General features: G+C 31.8%; 14 protein-coding genes. 4 read left to right on the forward strand and 10 right to left on the reverse strand.

Annotated elements, in window-relative coordinates:
- Positions 1-25 precede the first annotated feature (25 nt).
- Genes leuB through AC3IF2_RS06055 form a run of 4 tightly spaced genes read right to left on the reverse strand, consistent with a single transcriptional unit; the run spans position 26 to position 4,312 of the window.
- Positions 26-1,144 (reverse strand): 3-isopropylmalate dehydrogenase, encoded by a 1,119-nt coding sequence (gene leuB / locus AC3IF2_RS06040; protein ID WP_489166173.1) that lies wholly within the window; start codon positions 1,142-1,144, stop codon positions 26-28.
- 4 nt (positions 1,145-1,148) lie between these two features.
- Positions 1,149-1,739 carry a 3-isopropylmalate dehydratase small subunit gene (leuD, locus tag AC3IF2_RS06045; protein ID WP_489166174.1) on the reverse strand — a complete coding sequence of 197 codons (591 nt, stop codon included), beginning with the start codon at positions 1,737-1,739 and terminating at the stop codon, positions 1,149-1,151.
- 2 nt (positions 1,740-1,741) lie between these two features.
- The gene (gene leuC / locus AC3IF2_RS06050; RefSeq protein ID WP_489166175.1) at positions 1,742-3,139 is read right to left on the reverse strand and encodes a 3-isopropylmalate dehydratase large subunit; all 1,398 of its coding nucleotides are present in this window, start codon (positions 3,137-3,139) and stop codon (positions 1,742-1,744) included.
- On the reverse strand, positions 3,140-4,312 hold the full coding sequence (locus AC3IF2_RS06055) for a 2-isopropylmalate synthase (protein ID WP_489166176.1): 1,173 nt from the start codon (positions 4,310-4,312) through the stop codon (positions 3,140-3,142).
- A gap of 142 nt (positions 4,313-4,454) precedes the next feature.
- Between AC3IF2_RS06055 and AC3IF2_RS06060 the strand changes: the two genes are divergently transcribed.
- The 4 genes from AC3IF2_RS06060 to thrC all read left to right on the forward strand — a co-directional run bounded on the left by AC3IF2_RS06060 (position 4,455) and on the right by thrC (position 10,919).
- Positions 4,455-5,999, forward strand: coding sequence for a hypothetical protein (locus AC3IF2_RS06060; RefSeq protein WP_489166177.1), 1,545 nt, complete (start codon positions 4,455-4,457; stop codon positions 5,997-5,999).
- Between the two features lie 254 nt (positions 6,000-6,253).
- Positions 6,254-8,701, forward strand: coding sequence for a bifunctional aspartate kinase/homoserine dehydrogenase I (gene thrA, locus AC3IF2_RS06065; protein WP_489166178.1), 2,448 nt, complete (start codon positions 6,254-6,256; stop codon positions 8,699-8,701).
- Positions 8,702-8,703: 2 nt separating this feature from the next.
- A complete protein-coding gene (locus AC3IF2_RS06070) occupies positions 8,704-9,633 on the forward strand; it encodes a homoserine kinase (protein ID WP_489166179.1) in 930 nt (309 codons plus the stop codon).
- Positions 9,633-10,919, forward strand: coding sequence for a threonine synthase (gene thrC / locus AC3IF2_RS06075; RefSeq protein ID WP_489166180.1), 1,287 nt, complete (start codon positions 9,633-9,635; stop codon positions 10,917-10,919). The genes AC3IF2_RS06070 and thrC overlap by 1 nt, the downstream gene beginning before the upstream one ends.
- 97 nt (positions 10,920-11,016) lie before the next feature.
- Here the strand turns inward: thrC and AC3IF2_RS06080 are convergent, their stop codons facing one another.
- The 6 genes from AC3IF2_RS06080 to AC3IF2_RS06105 all read right to left on the reverse strand — a co-directional run bounded on the left by AC3IF2_RS06080 (position 11,017) and on the right by AC3IF2_RS06105 (position 19,404).
- On the reverse strand, positions 11,017-14,979 hold the full coding sequence (locus AC3IF2_RS06080; protein WP_489166181.1) for an FG-GAP-like repeat-containing protein: 3,963 nt from the start codon (positions 14,977-14,979) through the stop codon (positions 11,017-11,019).
- A gap of 612 nt (positions 14,980-15,591) precedes the next feature.
- Positions 15,592-16,464, reverse strand: coding sequence for a nuclear transport factor 2 family protein (locus AC3IF2_RS06085; RefSeq protein WP_489166182.1), 873 nt, complete (start codon positions 16,462-16,464; stop codon positions 15,592-15,594).
- Positions 16,465-16,471: 7 nt separating this feature from the next.
- The gene (locus AC3IF2_RS06090; protein WP_489166183.1) at positions 16,472-16,882 is read right to left on the reverse strand and encodes a phenolic acid decarboxylase; all 411 of its coding nucleotides are present in this window, start codon (positions 16,880-16,882) and stop codon (positions 16,472-16,474) included.
- Positions 16,883-16,980: 98 nt separating this feature from the next.
- Positions 16,981-17,859: a helix-turn-helix domain-containing protein gene (locus AC3IF2_RS06095; protein ID WP_489166184.1), complete on the reverse strand. Its 879-nt coding sequence runs from the start codon at positions 17,857-17,859 to the stop codon at positions 16,981-16,983.
- 581 nt (positions 17,860-18,440) lie between these two features.
- Positions 18,441-19,034, reverse strand: a complete 594-nt coding sequence (locus AC3IF2_RS06100) for an SET domain-containing protein (protein WP_489166185.1) — start codon at positions 19,032-19,034, stop codon at positions 18,441-18,443.
- Positions 19,035-19,119: 85 nt separating this feature from the next.
- Complete coding sequence (locus tag AC3IF2_RS06105; RefSeq protein ID WP_489166186.1) at positions 19,120-19,404, reverse strand: hypothetical protein; 285 nt, start codon at positions 19,402-19,404, stop codon at positions 19,120-19,122.
- Positions 19,405-19,670: the final 266 nt, after the last annotated feature.

Here is a 19,670-nt window from a genome sequence, read left to right on the forward strand (position 1 = left end):
CTTATCCTAATAGTTTATTAAAAAATTAAATTATTGTGGACTGGCCAATATGAATATTTTGAAAATTCATATTACTATCTTCTGGGTTATCTATATAATCAGCAATAAAATCTCCTACTTTTTCTGTAGTAACATTATCAAAAAGAGGGTTGATATCTGGGGTACTAATCTTTAATGCTAGAGATTTTTCAACACCTGTACGAATCGTATCAGCTTCATCTATTAAATCAAAATGTTCTAATAATAATGCTACCGAAAGTATCGAAGCAATTGGATTTGCAATTCCTTTTCCTTTAGCCTGAGGATATGACCCATGGATAGGCTCAAACAAAGCATACTTATCTCCTATAGATGCAGAAGCCAGTAAGCCAATAGAGCCACCAATCACACTACCTTCATCGGAAATAATATCACCAAACATATTTTCGGTTAAAATCACATCAAATTGAGAAGGGTTTAGAATAATCTGCATCGCTGCATTATCTACAAATAAAAATTCTAAGTTCACTTTAGGATATTGCTTGGCTATTTTAGTCACAACTTTTCGCCATAAGCGAGATGACTCTAATACATTGGCTTTATCTACCAATGTTACTTTTTTTCGTCTGTTTAAAGCAGCTTTAAAGGCGAGATGTGTAATTCGTTCAATTTCAAAATCGCTATACTCACAAAGGTCTGATGCTGTTTTACCATCTTTGCTTAAATTTTTCTCTCCAAAGTAGATACCACCCGTTAATTCTCTATAAATCGTGAAATCTGTATCTTTTATAATTTCTTTCTTTAACGGGGATTTATCTAATAGGTCGTCATACGCTTTTACAGGGCGAATATTAGCATAGAGTCCTAATGATTTTCTCAACTGCAAGAGACCTTGCTCTGGTCTAATTTTAGCTGACGGATCATTATCATATTTAGGATCACCAATTGCTCCAAACAATACGGCATCAGCATTGTAGCATATGTCTAAAGTTTCTTTTGGTAGTGGTTCACCCGTTTTATCAATGGCGATGGCACCAACCAAAGCTTCTTTATAAATAAATGTATGGTCATACTTATAAGCAATAGCATCCAATACTTTTTTAGCCTGTTCAGTTACTTCGGGACCAATACCATCTCCTGATAATATTGCAATATTTAATCTCATATTTTTATAATTCATTTACCTTTTCAAAGGCTACTATTTTATTTTTTTTACTAACTAAAAAGTCTATATCATCATAACCATTAAGTAGGCATAGTTTTTTGTACATATCAATTTCAAACTTTTCGGCGATTGGTTTGCCAACTACCATTAAAGTTTGGTTTTCAAGATCAATATCAAATTGTGTCGTTGGGTTTTCAATTACAAGAGTTAAAAGTGTTTTTAAACAATCATCCGAAACCTGTATAGGCAGCAAACCATTATTCAGTGCGTTACCTCTAAAAATATCGGCAAAGAAACTACTGACAACTACCTTAAATCCGTAACCAGCTAAAGCCCAAGCTGCATGTTCTCTGCTTGAACCACATCCAAAATTGTTGCCAGCGACTAATATGCTTCCTCTATAATTCTTATCATTTAAAATAAACTCAGTATTTATACTACCATCTTTAAAATAGCGCCAATCTTTAAAAAGATTATCACCAAATCCTTGTTTATCTGTCGCTTTTAAAAAACGGGCAGGAATAATCTGATCTGTATCTATATTTTCTATTGGTAAAGGTACTGCCGTAGAAGTAAACCGATTAAATTTATCCATAGTTACACTAGTTCTAATGATTTTACTTCTTGTGTAATGTCAATTATTTTGCCAGCAACAGCTGTAGCAGCCGCTACTAAAGGGCTTGCCAATATGGTTCTTGATCCTTGCCCCTGACGTCCTTCAAAATTTCTGTTAGATGTAGACACACAGTATTCATCTTGAGGTATTTTGTCATCATTCATAGCCAAGCATGCGGAACAACCCGGTTGGCGAAGTTCAAAACCAGCGGCTTCAAAAATTTCTTGCAGGCCTTCATCTTTAATTTGTTTAGCTACTTGTCGAGAACCAGGAACTAACCAAGCGTTTACATTTGAAGCTTTTTGCTTACCTTTTATATAGCCTGCAGCTATTCTAAAATCTTCAATTCTAGAGTTCGTACAACTTCCTATAAATACATAATTGATAGGCTTATCTAAAAGCAATTCTCCTTTTTCAAAACCCATATAAGCTAAAGATTTCTCGAAGGAAGGATCATTTTTAAAAGGAATCGATTCATTGATCTTAATACCCATTCCTGGATTGGTACCATAAGTAATCATAGGTGCAATATCATCAGCTTCAAAATGATATTCTTGATCAAAGATAGCATCTGCATCAGATTTTAATGTTTCCCAATATGCTACCTTTTCGTCAAACTCTTTTCCTTTAGGGGCAAACTTACTCCCTCTTACATACTCAAAAGTAGTTTGATCTGGGGCAATCATCCCGCCTCGAGCGCCCATTTCTATGCTCATATTACATACAGTCATCCGACCTTCCATTGACATTTCCTCAAATACATTACCAGCATATTCACAGAAATACCCAGTACCAGAATTTGTACCCAACTTACTTATAATATATAGAATTACGTCTTTAGGAAGTACTCCTTTATTTAATTTACCATTAACGTTTACACGCAATTTCTTTGGCTTTTTTAGCAATAAACATTGACTTGCAAAAACTTGAGCTACCTGGCTGGTTCCTATACCGAAGGCAATGGTTCCAAAAGCTCCATGAGTCGACGTGTGACTATCACCGCAAACCATAGTCATCCCCGGTTGCGTAATACCTAATTCAGGAGCCATTACATGTACAATACCATTGTACTTATGTCCTAATCCGTAAAGGGTAATATTATTTTTTTTACAATTTTCAGTTAATTTCTTAAGTTGATTTTTAGATAGTTCGTCTTTAACTGGAAGATGTTGATCGATAGTAGGTGTGTTATGATCTGCAGTGGCAACTATTTTATCTGGCTTGAAAATAGGAATATTACGTTCTTCTAATTCGGCAAAAGCCTGTGGACTCGTAACTTCATGTATCAGATGCTTATCGATGTATAAAATAGAGGGGCCATTTTCTATAGTATCTACTACATGGGCATCCCAAACTTTGTCAAATAATGTCTTAGCCATTTATGCAAAAATTGTAGTTCCTACATCACTTGTACGAAGAATAACATGTAAATCGTCATCCTTTATTTCCTTTTTCTTGTCAGCGAAACTCAAAAAAGTCTTGTATACTTTATCTAGCTGAAGTTTTGTTAACTCATAGCCGATTTTCTTTGCCCGATATGCTAATGCAGCTCTTCCGCTTCTAGCTGTTAAAACTATAGAAGATTCGTTAACACCTACATCATTAGGATCAATAATCTCATACGTTTCTCTGTTCTTTATAACACCATCTTGGTGAATACCTGAACTATGAGCAAAGGCATTTGCACCTACAATTGCTTTATTTGGTTGCACAGGCATACCCATACTTTCAGACACCAAAAGACTTGTGTCATATAATAAATGCGTGTTGATACTCGTATCTAAGTTTAAATAAGGATGTTGACGTAAGATCATAACTACTTCCTCTAGAGAAGTATTACCTGCGCGTTCACCTACACCATTTATAGTACACTCTATTTGTCTAGCTCCATTCATAACGCCTGAAACTGAATTTGCCGTTGCTAACCCTAAATCGTTATGGCAGTGGCATGAAAGTATTGCCTTCTCTATACCTTTTACATTTTCTTTAAGATACTTCATTTTGGCACCATATTCTTCGGGTAAACAGTATCCAGTTGTATCAGGAATATTCAAAACAGTTGCACCAGCTTTTATCACTCCTTCACAAACTCTAGCCAAAAACTCATTATCGGTTCTACCAGCATCTTCAGCATAAAATTCAACATCTTCAACAAACGATTTCGCATAGCTAACCGCTCTTACAGCTCTCTCAATAATTTGATCTTTCGACGCGTTAAATTTATATTTTATATGAGAGTCTGATGTTCCAATTCCTGTATGAATTCTAGGTTTCGCTGCCCTTTTAATAGCTTCTGCAGCTACTTCTATATCTTTTTCGACTGCTCTGGTAAGTCCACAAACCGTAGCATTTTTTACAACCTTAGAAATTTCTTCTACGGCTTTAAAATCACCTGGGCTCGAAATTGGAAATCCAGCTTCTATAACGTCAACACCGAGTTCATCTAAACGGCGTGCGATAGTAAGTTTTTGCTCTGTGTTTAATTTACATCCTGGCACCTGCTCACCATCACGTAAAGTAGTGTCGAAAATCTGAACTTTATCTTTAGTCATTAATTATTTCTTTTATTAAAAGCAAATTTATACTTTGGCTATACGTCGTGCTTAATATTTTAAATAAGTATTACGATGCTTAATGTTATATAAGTAGATTTAAAAAATTGAAATAGAGCTATTTATACATTAGTTTTTTACAATGACTAATTCACAAAAAGATAATTTATTTGTTTTAATAAAGTCGCTTTCTAAGTCAGAAAAGAGACAATTTAAACTATATGCCGGTAGATTAGAAGGAAATACGAATTCGAAATTTATTGCCCTATTCAACGTACTTGATAAACTTCATAAATATAATGAGACTACTATTCTAGCTACCAATATTGTAAAAAAGGCACAGCTTTCTAATTTAAAGGCGCACTTATATAAGCAAATATTAATTAGCTTACGTTTAAACCCTTCACATCAAAATATTCGAATTCAAATTCGAGAACAACTTGATTTCGCCACTATTTTATATCATAAAGGTTTATATAAACAGAGTTTAAAAATATTAGATAAGGCCAAAAATATTGCCCTAGAAAACGAAGAAAAAAACATTGCTTATGAAGTAGTTGAATTAGAGAAAGTCATTGAATCACAATATATAACCAGAAGTATTAGTGGCCGAGCTGATGAACTTACGATACAGGCGAAAGAGCTCAGTATGAATAATGTTATAACAAGTAAACTATCAAATTTATCATTACAACTTTATGGAATACTTCTAAAAACAGGCTATGTGAGAAATGATGAAGAACATACTATCGTTAGTAATTATTTCAAAGCTCGAATGCCAAAATATAAAATTAGTAATCTTGGCTTTAGAGAGAAGTTATGGTTATACAAATCACATTTATGGTACAGTTTTTTAGTACATGATTTTGTTAATGCCTATAAATATGCAAATAAATGGGTAGAATTATTTTATAAGCGACCGACTATGATTTCTTTAAATCCAGTATTTTTCTTAAAAGGAAATCATTATTTATTAGAGTCACTCTTCTTGTTAAGACATCATACAAAGTTTAAGCAATCTTTAGAAAATCTTGAAGGGGTTATTTCTTCTAAATCATTCCCAAACAATGATAATATTGAAGTATTGACTTTCTTGTATATTTACAATAATAAGCTGAATTTGCACTTTATGGAAGGTGCTTTCGAAAAAGGAATACCTTTAGTAGATGATATCCTATCAAAGATAAAGTTGTTAAAGCCTAGAATAGACGAGCATCACATAATGCTATTTTACTATAAAATAGCTAGTCTTTATTTTGGTGCAGAACAATACAAAAAGAGTATTGAATATTTGACAAAAATTATAGAAAATAAATCATTACAAGTTCGTGAAGATTTGATGTGTTTTTCAAGAATATTAAATTTAATAGCACATTATGAAGCTGGTTTAGATTATAGCTTAGAATTACAGTTAAAAAGTACCTATAAATTTTTAATTAAAATGAATGACTTACATGAAGTACAAAAAGAAGTTATTAATTTTTTGAAAGAACTAGGCAACATCTATCCACATAATATTAATAAAGAATTCAAAAAATTACACAAGCGTTTAAAAGTGTTAGAAGATCATCCTTATGAACGTCGTGCCTTTCTATATCTCGATATTATCTCTTGGCTAGAGAGTAAGGTTGAACATAGACCTGTTTCTGAAATTATCCATGAAAAGTTTATAAAGCAAAAACGATAGCTGACGAATGCAAAATTCTTTTTTGCAAATCAGTATAAAAAGATTAAATAAATTAATTTAACCTAAAATAACTTTATACATTTGCCATATGCAAGTAGATAAATATAATAACAACATATTCATCTTCCCCTTTTCTTTAGGGGTTATTTCTACTGGTATTACCCTACGGGGTTAATACATTATTACATACAATTCGCATCTATTTTTTCTGTTAATCAATTAAATTTTAATCATTATAAATTCATTTTAAAAAAATGAAAGTTCTAAAATTCGGAGGGACATCAGTAGGTTCAGCTAAAAGCATCACATCAGTAATAAATATTGTTAAAAAAAATAATAATACAACGAAACAAGTTGTAGTTGTTTCTGCTTTTTCAGGAGTAACAAATGCATTATTAGATGGTATTAGCGAAATCATAAAAAAAGAGAAAACCTTTAAAGAAGTAAGTAAAAAAATTGTTAATAGGCATCTTGAAGTTATAAATGAACTAATTGATAATATAACCATTAAAAATTCCATTTTTAAATATTTACTTACTCAACTAGATGAATTGGAACAACTTTACAAAGGTTTGGCTCTGATACAAGAATTAACTCCAAAAGCTGAAGCAAAAATCGTAAGCTTTGGTGAGCTAATCTCTTCATTCATTATATACGAAACCATGAAAGTAAAAGGGTTGAATGTTGAAAGAATAGACACCCGAGAACTTATAGTTGCAAATAATAACTATTTTAATGCTGTTGTAGATTTTACTAGAACAAATAAAAATATTAAAAAAGCGATCAACAACTCTAATGCTAATGTTATTATTGTTCCTGGATTTGTTGCAGCCAATGAAAATGGGGAAACAGTTGTGTTAGGGCGAGGAGGCTCAGATTATACCGCATCAATTTTTGCGAATGCTTTAAATGCTGATGTACTAGAAATTTGGACAGACGTAAGCGGAATGTTTACTGCAAACCCAAAACTCGTAAAACAAGCAAAAGCCATAGATGAAATTTCTTATCAAGAGGCGATGGAATTGTCACATTTTGGTGCCAAGGTCATTTATCCACCTACTATTCATCCAGTTATCAACAAGATTCCTATTCTTATTAAAAATACTTTTTCACCAGAAGATAATGGTACCCATATTTCTAAAAACACGGTAAAAAAACAAAATCCTGTAAAAGGAATTAGCCACATAGAAGGAATAACACTTATTACTTTAGAAGGCTCTGGTATGATTGGTGTGCCTGGAATCTCGAAACGTTTGTTTGAAGCATTAGCATTTAATAATATTAATGTGAAACTGATTACTCAGGCCTCTTCTGAGCATTCAATCTGTATTGCAATTGATAAAAATGATGCAAATAGTGCAAAAAAGGCGATCGATTCTGTTTTCGAGTTTGAAATTTCAAAAGGAAAAGTGAATCCTTTAATTACAGAAAGTGATCTAGCAATTATTGCTTTGGTTGGAGATCAGATGAAAAATCATCAGGGCATTAGTGGTAAAATGTTCAGTACGCTGGGCAAAAACAATGTAAATGTAAGAGCAATCGCTCAAGGAGCTTCAGAGAACAATATATCGGCAGTTATTGCTCAAAAAGATGTAAAGAAAGCTTTAAATAGTTTACACGAGCAATTCTTTGAAGATAATCTTAAACAGATAAATATATTTATTACTGGTGTTGGCAATGTAGGAAGTAAATTAATCGATCAAATTAAAATTCAGCAAGAATACCTTAGAGAGCAGCTAAATTTAAATTTAAGAGTTATTGGGCTTTCCAATTCTAGAAAAATGCTGTTTAATGAAGAAGGTATTTCGCTAACATCATGGCAAGAAAAATTAGATGGCTCACAATCTGCAGATATTAATAAGTTTGCTGAAAAAATTAGTGAATTTAATTTGCGAAATAGTGTTTTTGTAGATATAACCGCTAGCGATAAACTAGCAGGTTTATATAAAGACTATTTAAGTAATAGCATAGCTATTGTTGCTTGTAATAAGATTGCTTGTTCAGATAGCATAGATAAATACAATGAATTAAAATTTTTATCAAAAAAATTTAATGTACCATTTTTATTCGAAACAAATGTTGGAGCTGGTCTACCCGTTATTGACACATTAAATAATTTAATTGCTTCGGGCGATAAAATTAAATCAATACATGCAGTATTATCTGGAAGTTTAAATTTCATATTTAACAATTTCAATTCCAGTAACACATACCATGGCATTGTAAAACAAGCACAAAATGAAGGCTATACAGAGCCAGACCCAAGAATAGATCTAAGTGGTGTTGATGTGGCTAGAAAAATACTGATCTTAGCCAGAGAAAGTGGCTATCAAATGAATTTAGAAGATATAGAAAACACCTCTTTCTTAACTGAAAGAAATTTAGCTACAAATTCTATTAATGGTTTTTACAATTCGCTTATCGCGGATGAAGCTCATTTTCAAGAATTATATCAATCAGCTAAATCAAAAGAATGCCAGTTAAAATATGTTGCTACTTTAGCTAATGGTAAAGCTAGTGTAGGATTACAGCAAATTCCGATTGGGCATCCTTTTTATAATTTAGAAGGAAAAGACAATATTGTAATGTTCTATACCGAACGTTACCCAGAACAACCAATGATCATTAAAGGAGCTGGTGCTGGCGCAGAAGTCACCGCTTCAGGATTATTTGCAGATATTATTAGAGTGGCCAATAATTAATTATGGAACAGATTAAAATATTTTCACCAGCCACAGTGGCTAATGTCTCTTGCGGCTTCGATACCTTAGGTTTGGCTTTAGATACAATTGGTGATGAAATGATCTTCCGAAAAACTAAAAAAGCTGGTATTAAAATTACCAAAATTGACGGCGCAAAGCTTCCTTACGATATCGAAAAAAATGTAGCCGGTGTGGTAGTAAAAGTTATGTTACAAAAACATCCTGTGGATTTTGGTATCGAGATTGAAATCTATAAGAATTTTAAGCCTGGTAGTGGTTTAGGGAGTAGTGCTGCTAGTGCTGCTGGTGCTGCATATGCAATCAATAAATTATTAGATGAACCATTTTCTAAACTAGAGCTTACAAAATTTGCAATGTTAGGTGAAGAAGCTGCATGTGGCTCTCAAATAGCTGATAATGTTTCAGCTGCATTATATGGTGGTTTTGTTTTAGTAAGAAGTTATGAGCCTTTAGGCATAGTAAGGATTCCCGTCCCAAATGATTTGATAGTTGTTGCTTTACATCCTCAAATAGAAATAAAAACAGAAGATGCAAGAAATGTCTTACCCAAAGAAATTCCTTTAAAAAATGCAATTACACAGTGGTCAAATTTAGGTGGATTAATTAGTGGATTATATTCAAATGATTATCAATTAATTTCAGATTCTCTAAACGATGTTATTGTTGAACCTGTACGAAAAAAGTTAATACCACATTTTGATGTTGTAAAACATTGTGCACTTAAATCTGGAGCTTTAGGAGCTGGTATATCAGGATCTGGCCCAACTATTTTTGCTCTATGTAAAGGATTAAAAAATGCAGAAACGGTTGCGAAAGCAATGAAGAATGTTTACAACAACACTAACATTAATTTCGAAGTTTATATTTCAAAAATTAATACTCAAGGAGTTCTAACTCTAGCACACAACTAATGCGCTATTATAGCATAAATAATCAATCACCACAGGTTTCTTTTAAAGAGGCTGTTATTAGGGGTTTAGCACCAGATAAAGGATTATATTACCCAGAATCTATAACTGAATTGCCTCAGAGTTTTTTTGAAAATCTAGATAATTATTCAAATGAAGAAATTGCCTACGAAGTCATTAAACAATTTATCGGAGATGAAATTCCTGAAAATCATTTAAAAGAAATTATTAAAAAAACTATTGACTTTGATTTTCCAGTAGTTCAAGTTGAAAATAATATTGCAACCTTAGAATTATTTCATGGTCCAACTATGGCCTTTAAGGATGTTGGTGCCCGTTTTATGGCAAGATGCTTAGGCTATTTTAATAAAGATCAGGAACAAAAAGTTACAGTTTTGGTAGCCACTTCAGGAGATACTGGAGGTGCTGTTGCAAATGGTTTTTTAGGAGTAAAAGGTGTTGATGTTGTTATTCTTTATCCCTCTGGAAAAGTGAGTGATATACAAGAAAAACAACTCACCACACTAGGGCAAAATATTACAGCTTTAGAAGTTGATGGTGTTTTTGATGATTGTCAGGCAATGGTGAAAAAAGCATTTTTAGATAAAGAAATCAATCGCACACTTACTTCTGCAAATTCGATAAACATTGCAAGGTGGTTACCACAAATGTTTTATTTTTTCTTTGCATATAAACAAGTTAAACATCTTAAAAAAGAAGTTGTATTTTCAGTACCAAGTGGAAACTTTGGTAATATATGTGCTGGTATTATGGCTAAAAAATTAGGTTTACCAATTAAACATTTTATAGCATCTACTAATGTAAATGATACTGTGCCAAGGTACCTAGAAAGCAGTAATTATAACCCTAGACCATCTAAGGCGACTATTTCAAATGCTATGGATGTTGGTGACCCAAGTAACTTTATCAGGATTCAGCAATTATTTAACAATGATTTTGATAAATTAAAAAATAGTTTTTCTTCGTTTTCATTTACCGATGAGCAAACAAAAGAAGCAATGAAGAATATATATAATGTATCTGGTTATATTACTGATCCTCACGGCGCTGTAGGGTACCTTGGGGCAAAAGAATACCAAAAAATATACAAAGACACGCTATGTATATTTTTGGAAACCGCACACCCAGTAAAGTTCTTAGATATTGTTGAGGAGACTCTAAATATTAAAATAGATATTCCCAAACAAATTCAATCTATTATTTATAAAGAGAAAAAATCGGTTAAAATAAATAGTTATAATAATTTGAAAACTTTTTTGAATAGTTAAACTTTATAACCTTACTTTAACTTATTTAGATTTTAAATATAGAAGTATTAAAAAAATGATATTTTAGAGAATTGTATTTTTAAACTAAAAAAACGAGTCAATTTATAATGAAAATCTTTTGGGTTTGATTATTTACAATAAGAAAATATACACCAGATGTTATAGATTTAGGGATTCTCAACTCTGTTACTCCATTTGATTTATAGTCAACAATTTCAATATAAATTTTTCTACCACTTATGTCAAATAAACTAAATGTATCTAATGCTTTAGTATTATTAACATAAATTTTATTACTGATAACTGGATTTGGATATACTATTACTTTATCACCTTTAAAAGAGGCTTCGTCATTAAAATATACTTTTGCATAGTTGAAAGCTTCTATTCCTATTTTTTCTCCGATCAATCGCCCTGGTATATCATCAGCTGGTGGATGTATTCCTCCCCATATTCTTGATAAACTTGTTTGGTCTGATGCATCTCTATATGTTGCCCACTGCAAGACAACATCAACTGATGGTCCTTCTTCAAAAACTAAAAATTCATTTTTCTTTGCGGTAAACTCACCAATCCCTCCTGGAAAATACTCATCTCCAGTTAATAAGGTTAATACTTCAGAAGCTGCTCTAGAAAATGTTGAATGACCAGATACATAACCTGCAAAAGGTGGTGTTACAAAAGTTGGTCTTTGATAAGGCCACCAATTTTCAGCTAAAATCCAACCCACGCCAGCCATGTCGGTCTCAGTATCAATAATGTAATCATGACCTCTCCATGTATAAACTTTAATTTTTCCAACATTTTTATTATCAACACCTGCTAATGGGTCATCTTCATTAACTATTTCAATATATCCATCTTCTAATGGAATACCTCCCTCATTATAATTGTCAAGATTTCTATTAGTACTTTGCCCCAATAGGGCCATATTTCTAATAGCTGATATTGGTCTTATATAATCATACCATCCTTTTATGCTCCATGCAGATATTGCCGAATCATGCATTGCTCCTCCCATAATAAAATATGATTTCACATCCCATTCTAACTCACTCAAAATTTCTCCTTCTCCTTCAAACTGTTTTTCTAAAAGAGGATGATCAGAAACATAATTCAAAATAGTAAACCAATGACCAGGAGGAGTTTCTGAATTTGGCCCATCTGCCCAAAACTCAGCAAGAACCCTCGTATAATCTCCTCTTGGAACTACTTGAGATTGATAAGGTTCATTAGTTATAGGATTAATTGTACGCCCAACTCCAATATCTCCTCCTTCAATAAACTTATAAAAATTTGGGTAGTCCAAATACGATGATGGTAATGTATTAATATCTATATTTCCAATAGCTTCGGGGGAAATATTCCATAAAACACCATCATTTGGATCTAAATGTGATCCCCAAATTGAAACCATAGAAAACCCCCATTTATATGCATTACTAGACATATCGCTATCAAACAAATTTAAATAAGGGGGAGAACCAGGATCATTATACACTTTAAAAGTATTCCCTTCTCTTGTAAAAGTTGTTCTCATAGCATCATTCATGGCAAATGGAAATACGTTTCCCCATTCTGGACTTAAAAATTCAAGTGTATTTCCTTCAATAAGATTTCCACTCTGATCTATAAATGTATTTAAGCTTAACGCTTGCCACCTATTTGGATCTTGTAATGGTTCATTTAATGGGAATTCAGGAACTAAATTATTATTTACTGGCTTATAGTATTCATTGTTGTACCCTTCTTGCTCTCTAGAGCCATCATTCATTCCGTAATTAATTATAACTTCTCCTATATAATTACCTAAAGCTGCTGCGTCACCAGATTGATATAATTTAGATATAAAATCTATATCATACTCCAACTGATTCATTATTAGGTCAAATAATTCTTGTGATTCTTTAGAATGTGGTGAATCTTTAAAACGATGACTCAACAATCTATACATTGCATAACTCATTGCTTTTTTGGATGAAATCTCTACACTTTCTGATTTTATAAATTCTAGGAGTTCACTTTTAAAACCATTAACTTCATTTCCTATTAAATAAGGTCTAGCTTGGTCATTATAAATTGCAAAAACATCATACAATGCTATACTTGAATGAAACAAATTTCTTGCGTGTACTGTAGGCCTGGCATAATCATTTCTAATTGCTTCAAGAAGTACCTCATTCCAGATTCTAGCAATCGAATATTTTTTAGATACCTCATTAACGTTAAGGTTAATAATAATTTCAGATTCTATGCTAGTACACAAACCATTACTTTCTTTAACAGATAAGACTCCTGTTTCATTCAGCCCCCATTTAACAGTTACAGTACCAGTTCCTTGCCCATCAATTATTTCTCCACCAGATATTGCCCAAATTAATGAGCTATCTAGAGAAGCACTATAAGTATACACTTCTGTTTTAAAAAAACCTGAATTTGTACTTCCTGAAATTTCACTTGATATTAAATACTCACAAGAGTTATCATCAATTGTAGCAGCAGGATTATAATTACAAGAATTTGGGTCTGTACATCCAAAAATCTTGATGCTAGGTTCAATATTCAATTCTGTATACCCACTACCTTCAACAGCTTTTAAAGTTTTGTCAACATCTATATTATTAAAAGTTTCAATTAAACCTGAAGGCCATTTTATTTGTAATTCAGTTATTTGAGTTTCAAATCCTAAACCAAAATGAACAGCTTTTAAACTTTGAGACAGGAATCCTACTCCTGTATGAAGCCGTTTTAGTATTCCTTGATTTGTTGTTAAAGTAAGTGTTGTACCTATAGCATCCCTATTAGATGTAGTGCCTTCTAGTATAACCTTGAGCCAATGTTTTGTATTAGTTTCATTAAAGTTTAAAAGTTTATTTTCATAGAAATATGATGCCTGATCAGAATTTGTAATAAAAACATCTAAATCTCCATCATTATCATAATCAAAATCCAAAATTTCAACACTTTCGTTTTCGTCAAAATTGTCAAAATTTACACCTACTGAAAAATCAGTGAAACCATTAAAACCCTCGGCTTTTAGATTTTTATAATATACGTTACTTTCTGCTTTTGGAATTTGCAAATAATACCCGTTAACAATAATTAAATCTTCATCACCATCTAAATCAAAGTCAGCAAAACGTGTACCCCAAGACCAACCTGTTTCAGAAATGTTGTTACCTTCAGAAACTTCTTTAAAATAATTATTTTCATCTCCTTGTAATAATACATTTTCATTAATACCAGTAATTAACATATCGAAAAAACCATCATTATTGTGGTCTCCAATAGTTACTCCCATATCATCCATTCTATTGTCTAAACCATACAAAACTGCTTGATCAACAAAGCCATTACCGCTCTGATTTATAAAAAGACTATTAGGTTCATCTAAATCGTTAGTAACATATAAGTCTATCCACCCATCCATATTAATATCAAATGGAATAGCTGTATAACTTTTTAATAATTCAGTCGATTTTATACCAGTTTCTATTGTTACATCACTAAAAGTTCCGTTCCCATTATTTTTGTATAGTAGATTGCTTTCACATTCTCCCCACTCACTTATGTAAATGTCCAAAAAACCATCATTATTGTAATCAAACCATGTTGCACCTGTATTTCTGCAATTATTTCTACTTACAAAACCAGCATCGTTAGTAACCTCTAAAAAAGTACCATCCCTTTGATTTTGAAATAATTGTATTTTATTTGAATGTGTAAGGAATAAGTCTGGGAAACCATCATTATCATAATCACCCCAAGAAACACCATGCTTAAAACCTTTTAATCCAGGAAATGTCTCATTTTTTTCATCAAGAGGTAATAAATTATTTAAGCCTGAAGCTGACGTTACATTAGTAAATGTACCGTCGTTATTATTTCTAAAAAGCTTACTGTGAGTTTTTTCAATACCTTGTTGGTCTTGAGCAAGAGCCACAACAAAAATATCAAGATCTAAATCACCATCATAATCAGCAACTGCCACACCATTATTTTCTTCTAATGAACTTAAACCAGAAATGGTTTCTATGTGTTTAAAAGTTTGTGATAACAAATTACTTTCAAAACTAAAAAAGAAAAAAATAATTATGCAAAAGGAGTATTTTAAACTCATGTCATAGTATAAATACAATAGCTAATCTAACAAATAATGAACATTTATATACACTCGATTAATTTTTTAATCAAATTATTTTTTTAAAATTGATAAACCATTGACTATATTTTCCAAATATTCTTAATTAACTAAAACTGTTGCCAAACTATTTGTATTAATATCTCTTATCCTTCACTTTTTAAAAGGTCTGTTGTAAGCTATTAAGGAAGATATAATGACTAAATAAAATGAAAAAGCCTACAAATAATAATTTTTGTAGGCTTTTGTTGCTATTTGATAGCATTTTCAGCGGAGAAAGAGGGATCAGAACTTTGATTTGATTTACCTGATAATCAAATATTTAAAATAACACTTCTCTCCTACTCACCGAATTACTCACTTTTAATTTGATGCCATTTGCATTGATTTGACACAACTATTACGCATATGAGTACTAGCAGATTTATCTGTTAATATTTTCACTTAACAACATACTTAAATAAAAAAGAAAAACGGTTCGAGTTTGCACTCAAACCGCTTTTACTTATACGAATTGCTGTAGGCAGCGTTTTAAAAATTAAATTTTCCATTACTATTTTTCCTTTCAGCTTCTGGTAAAATAGATTCCATGACATCCCAATGCTCAACTATTTTTCCATTATTCACTCGAAACAAATCGTAGTATGATGTTGGTGTTCCTGCAAAAGCGCCTTCGCTTATTGCCAACACAAAATTACCTTCACCTAATACTTTATGAATAGTTGTATATCCCATTGAAATACCTTGTTTAGCCATTCCTTCTAATGCTTGGCCTAATCCTGATAAACCGTCACCAATCACAGAATTATGTTGAATATAGTTTTCTTTGCCCTCATCAATAAAGTTTCCAATTTTATCCATTTCGCCTTTCATTAAGATGGTTGAAATGAAATCTTTTACTAAAGCTTTATTAGCCTCTGTTTTATCTAAATCTTTTAATTCTGTTGTCCCATCTGTTTGCGAATGACCACTTGGATTAGGGGGTGTTACATCGCCTAAATTATCCCAATGCTCTACTATTAAGCCATTTTCAAATTTAAACACATCGAAACCTATTTTTGGACCAAAGAAATCATATATTGTATGTAAGAATATATAATCTCCATCTTGGAAAGCTCTTACTACATTGGCCTTAAAACCACCTTCTGGTGCATTCTTCATAATTGCTCCAAAACCAGCTAAACCATCTCCTATTGCTAAATTGTGTTGAGCATATTTGTTGGGATTAATATAACTTACAGGTTTAGAGTCTCCTGTTTCAAAACTTCTTAATAATGCTATTGCTTTTTCTTTATTTGATAATTCCATTTTTTCTTGTTTTTTAGTTGCCTGTTCTTTTTTCTGTTCTGTTTTGCATGCGCTAAAGGTTAAAATTATGATGCATGCTGCTATCGCTGATTTCATTTTTAATCTATTTAATTAATGTAAGCGGTCCATTTAAATGGTAAAAAGTACCTTCCTTATCTGGTATTGCAATGTTAGTATGTGCAACTTCATTTTCAAAATCTTCTACGTGTACAATTCTGTTACCGCTTTCTTCTTTCCAATATATCATATAAACGTTTGGTCTTATTTCTACCATTGTAATGTCCTCTGTATGTGATTGTCTGTCATTACCCTGTAAAGGTGTCCATGTCATTTTAGTTTCTGAATGAAAATTAAGCTCAAACACAAAACCATCTCCGAAATTTACTTTGAACTTGTTTCCGATTACTTGAATTTTTTTTGCTTCCATTTTTTCTACATTTTTAGTGTTATTTTCATTTTTGGTATTACATGCTACTGTGGTTAATAGCAGTAAAATAATAGTTAGAGATCTCATACCCTTTTGGTTTTAATTACATTGCAAATTTAAAGAGGGGAAGAAAAGTTGGGTATGTTAATTTCAGAAAAAAATAGGTTAATGTCGAACCTGATAGTCTATTTATGTTGTTTTTTGAAACTATTTGGGGTTAATCCTGTGCGTTTTTTAAAATACTTTACAAAATTGCTTGATTCATCAAATCCCATAAAGTATGCAAGCTCTGTACTTTTAATTGAGGAGTTAATGAGATTTCTTTTAGCTTCAAGAATGATAAAGTCATCAATAAACTGCTTTGCTGTTTGATTTATTACTTCTTTACAAATAGAGTTTAAATGTTTGTATGTTATATGTAGTTGAGAAGCATAGAAATCTGCATTTCTACTTTTGTGGTAACTTTTTTCCAACAAAGCCTTGAAGTTCAAAAATGTCTTGAGCTTATCAGAATCTTTTAAATAAAATGTTTGGTATTGTTTTAATGACTCGAGTTTAGAAAAAATAATGCTATATAAATTGTTAATAATATTTGTTCTATTAAATGTACCTTCTTCTTTATAAAACTCGTGAAAGAAAAAACGAATATAATCACCAACATTTGAGGTTTTGGGAATTTGTACTTTGGGAGAAAATAAATGAGAAGTAAATAATCTTATAATTGTATCGTTAGGCAACTTATTTAATTGAGCATTAAAATACTCTTCTGTAAAAAGCAACATAAATCCCTTCATCTCTTTTTTAAAATGGAATGCATTTATTTGCCCTTTAGTTAAATAAATAACGGTGTTTTCTTTTACTTCATGCCAGATAAAATCTACAAGATGTTTTGACTTTCCATTAGTAAAGAAAATTAACATATAAAATTCTAACTGATGAGCTTTTTCGGGGTTATGGTCTAATTGTGTTTTTCTTTCTATTAGGTTTTCAATAGTAAATATTTCTATCCCTTTTATCTCCGGAAATTTTGATTCAAATGAAATATGAGGGATTTTCTTTGTCATATTACCTACAACATATATATACCCAAATATAAGAAATATAGTTACCTCAAAAGTATTGCTAATTTAAGCTTCAGAAGCAAAAGAAATCTAATCGAAAATATCGCTAATTCGGTGACCTCTCGAAAAATGTAAAAAGGTAACCGAATAGGTCACCTGTTCTAATCAATTAATAAAACTCTAGAGCAAAAGCTTAGAAGTGGAATGTTTACTCCCGAACCCAAAATTCTAAACAAAAAACGTACTAATTCAGCATAAATCACCGCAAATAAAATGATTTTCGAGGGGTCAGTTGTAGAAAAAAGAAAGTGACACCTTGAGAGTCACTTCTTTATTGATAGTATTTGATTTCATTTGAAATCAAATTAGGCCAAATAAAATTATGCCGTAACTTAAGTTCCTTGTTTACAAATAAAAAGCCCACAAATAATTTTATTTGTAGGCTTTTGTTGCTATTTGATAGCATTTTCAGCGGAGAAAGAGGGAACAGAACCTTACCTGTATAGTGCTGAAATTTAAATAGTTAAAGTCGCGCTTCTCTCCTACTCACCGAATTACGCACTTTTTATTTGACACAGATTGTGTTAATTTGATCTACTATTAAAATAGAGTGATAAAATTGATTTCATTTCTTTTTCGCCTCGTTCTATTCTTAAAATGTCTTGCCATAGATTTTTATCGAGTAATTTACGTAAGGGCTGATGAACACTCGAGATTCCCTTCATTGCTATTCTTAATTCAATATCCCATGACTTATAATACTTTAATAAATCGTCAGGATAGACAACTTTCCTAGCGGTCTGTTCATCTCTACCATGAAATGGTTTATCTAAGTTTAGATATCCATAATCATCAGTTAACTCTTCTCCAGGAAATATGTCACGAATCGCAATTTCAAAATTATATGCGGTTGACAAACAATTTGATTTAAAACTATGGTTAATAAATCTGCTTATATCCCAACATAATACATGATGACCTAGATTATTTCTAAAGGCGTACCGATCTATTATTTCTTGGTAGATGGCATCCATAGACTTTACTTCTATATCTGTAAATTCCCTATCGAATTTATCCTGCACCCAAGTTATAGTGCCTCTTGGTATAAATTCTTTTGCGATCACTCCATAACCTAGCTCATTACTTATGAACTTAAGTTCAGTATCGGGGTGTATCATTTCTACTCCAATTGTTGCTTATCTTCAAAATTTCTTGAAATTAAATTTAGGCGGGGAGCATTCAGTCCCAATACTCCCCTATTAATTATTTGAGCTGTTCTAAATCTACGATAGTACGTATGGTATATTCTTCATCATCTTCATCGACATCAGTTGTTTCAGAATAAGATATCGCAAACTTTTTTCCAACATATTTTTCATCGGTTAGGTCAAATTTATCCCAAACCTTGTCTTCAATATTTTGAAATTCTAAAGTTAATTGATCATCCGTGTCGAAATAATAGTTCCCATCTTCATAACCCTTAAATGTCGCATTAGTTTTTTTTACTTCATCTTGGATGAACCCCATAAATAGTATGGTCGTAACCATCAATAAAATTGTTTTCATATTTAATAATGTTAGTATGTGATTAAAATAAACGAATCCCAGCACCTTTTATCCTAATAATCCAAATGTTCTTAAAAGAGGTTAAGAATAGATTGAATATGTGGGAAACGGCTTCGTGTAAAAGAAAGATTTCGGATTTCTTGCAAGTTTCAGTAGCAAGATAACATCCATTATGAACATGCTGTTTGAAGTCAAGCAGCGTTTTCGGTCGTTTAATCTATAAACTGTCTTAGAAAATGACTTCCTAA

The sequence above is a fragment of the Maritimimonas rapanae genome, assembly GCF_057837205.1.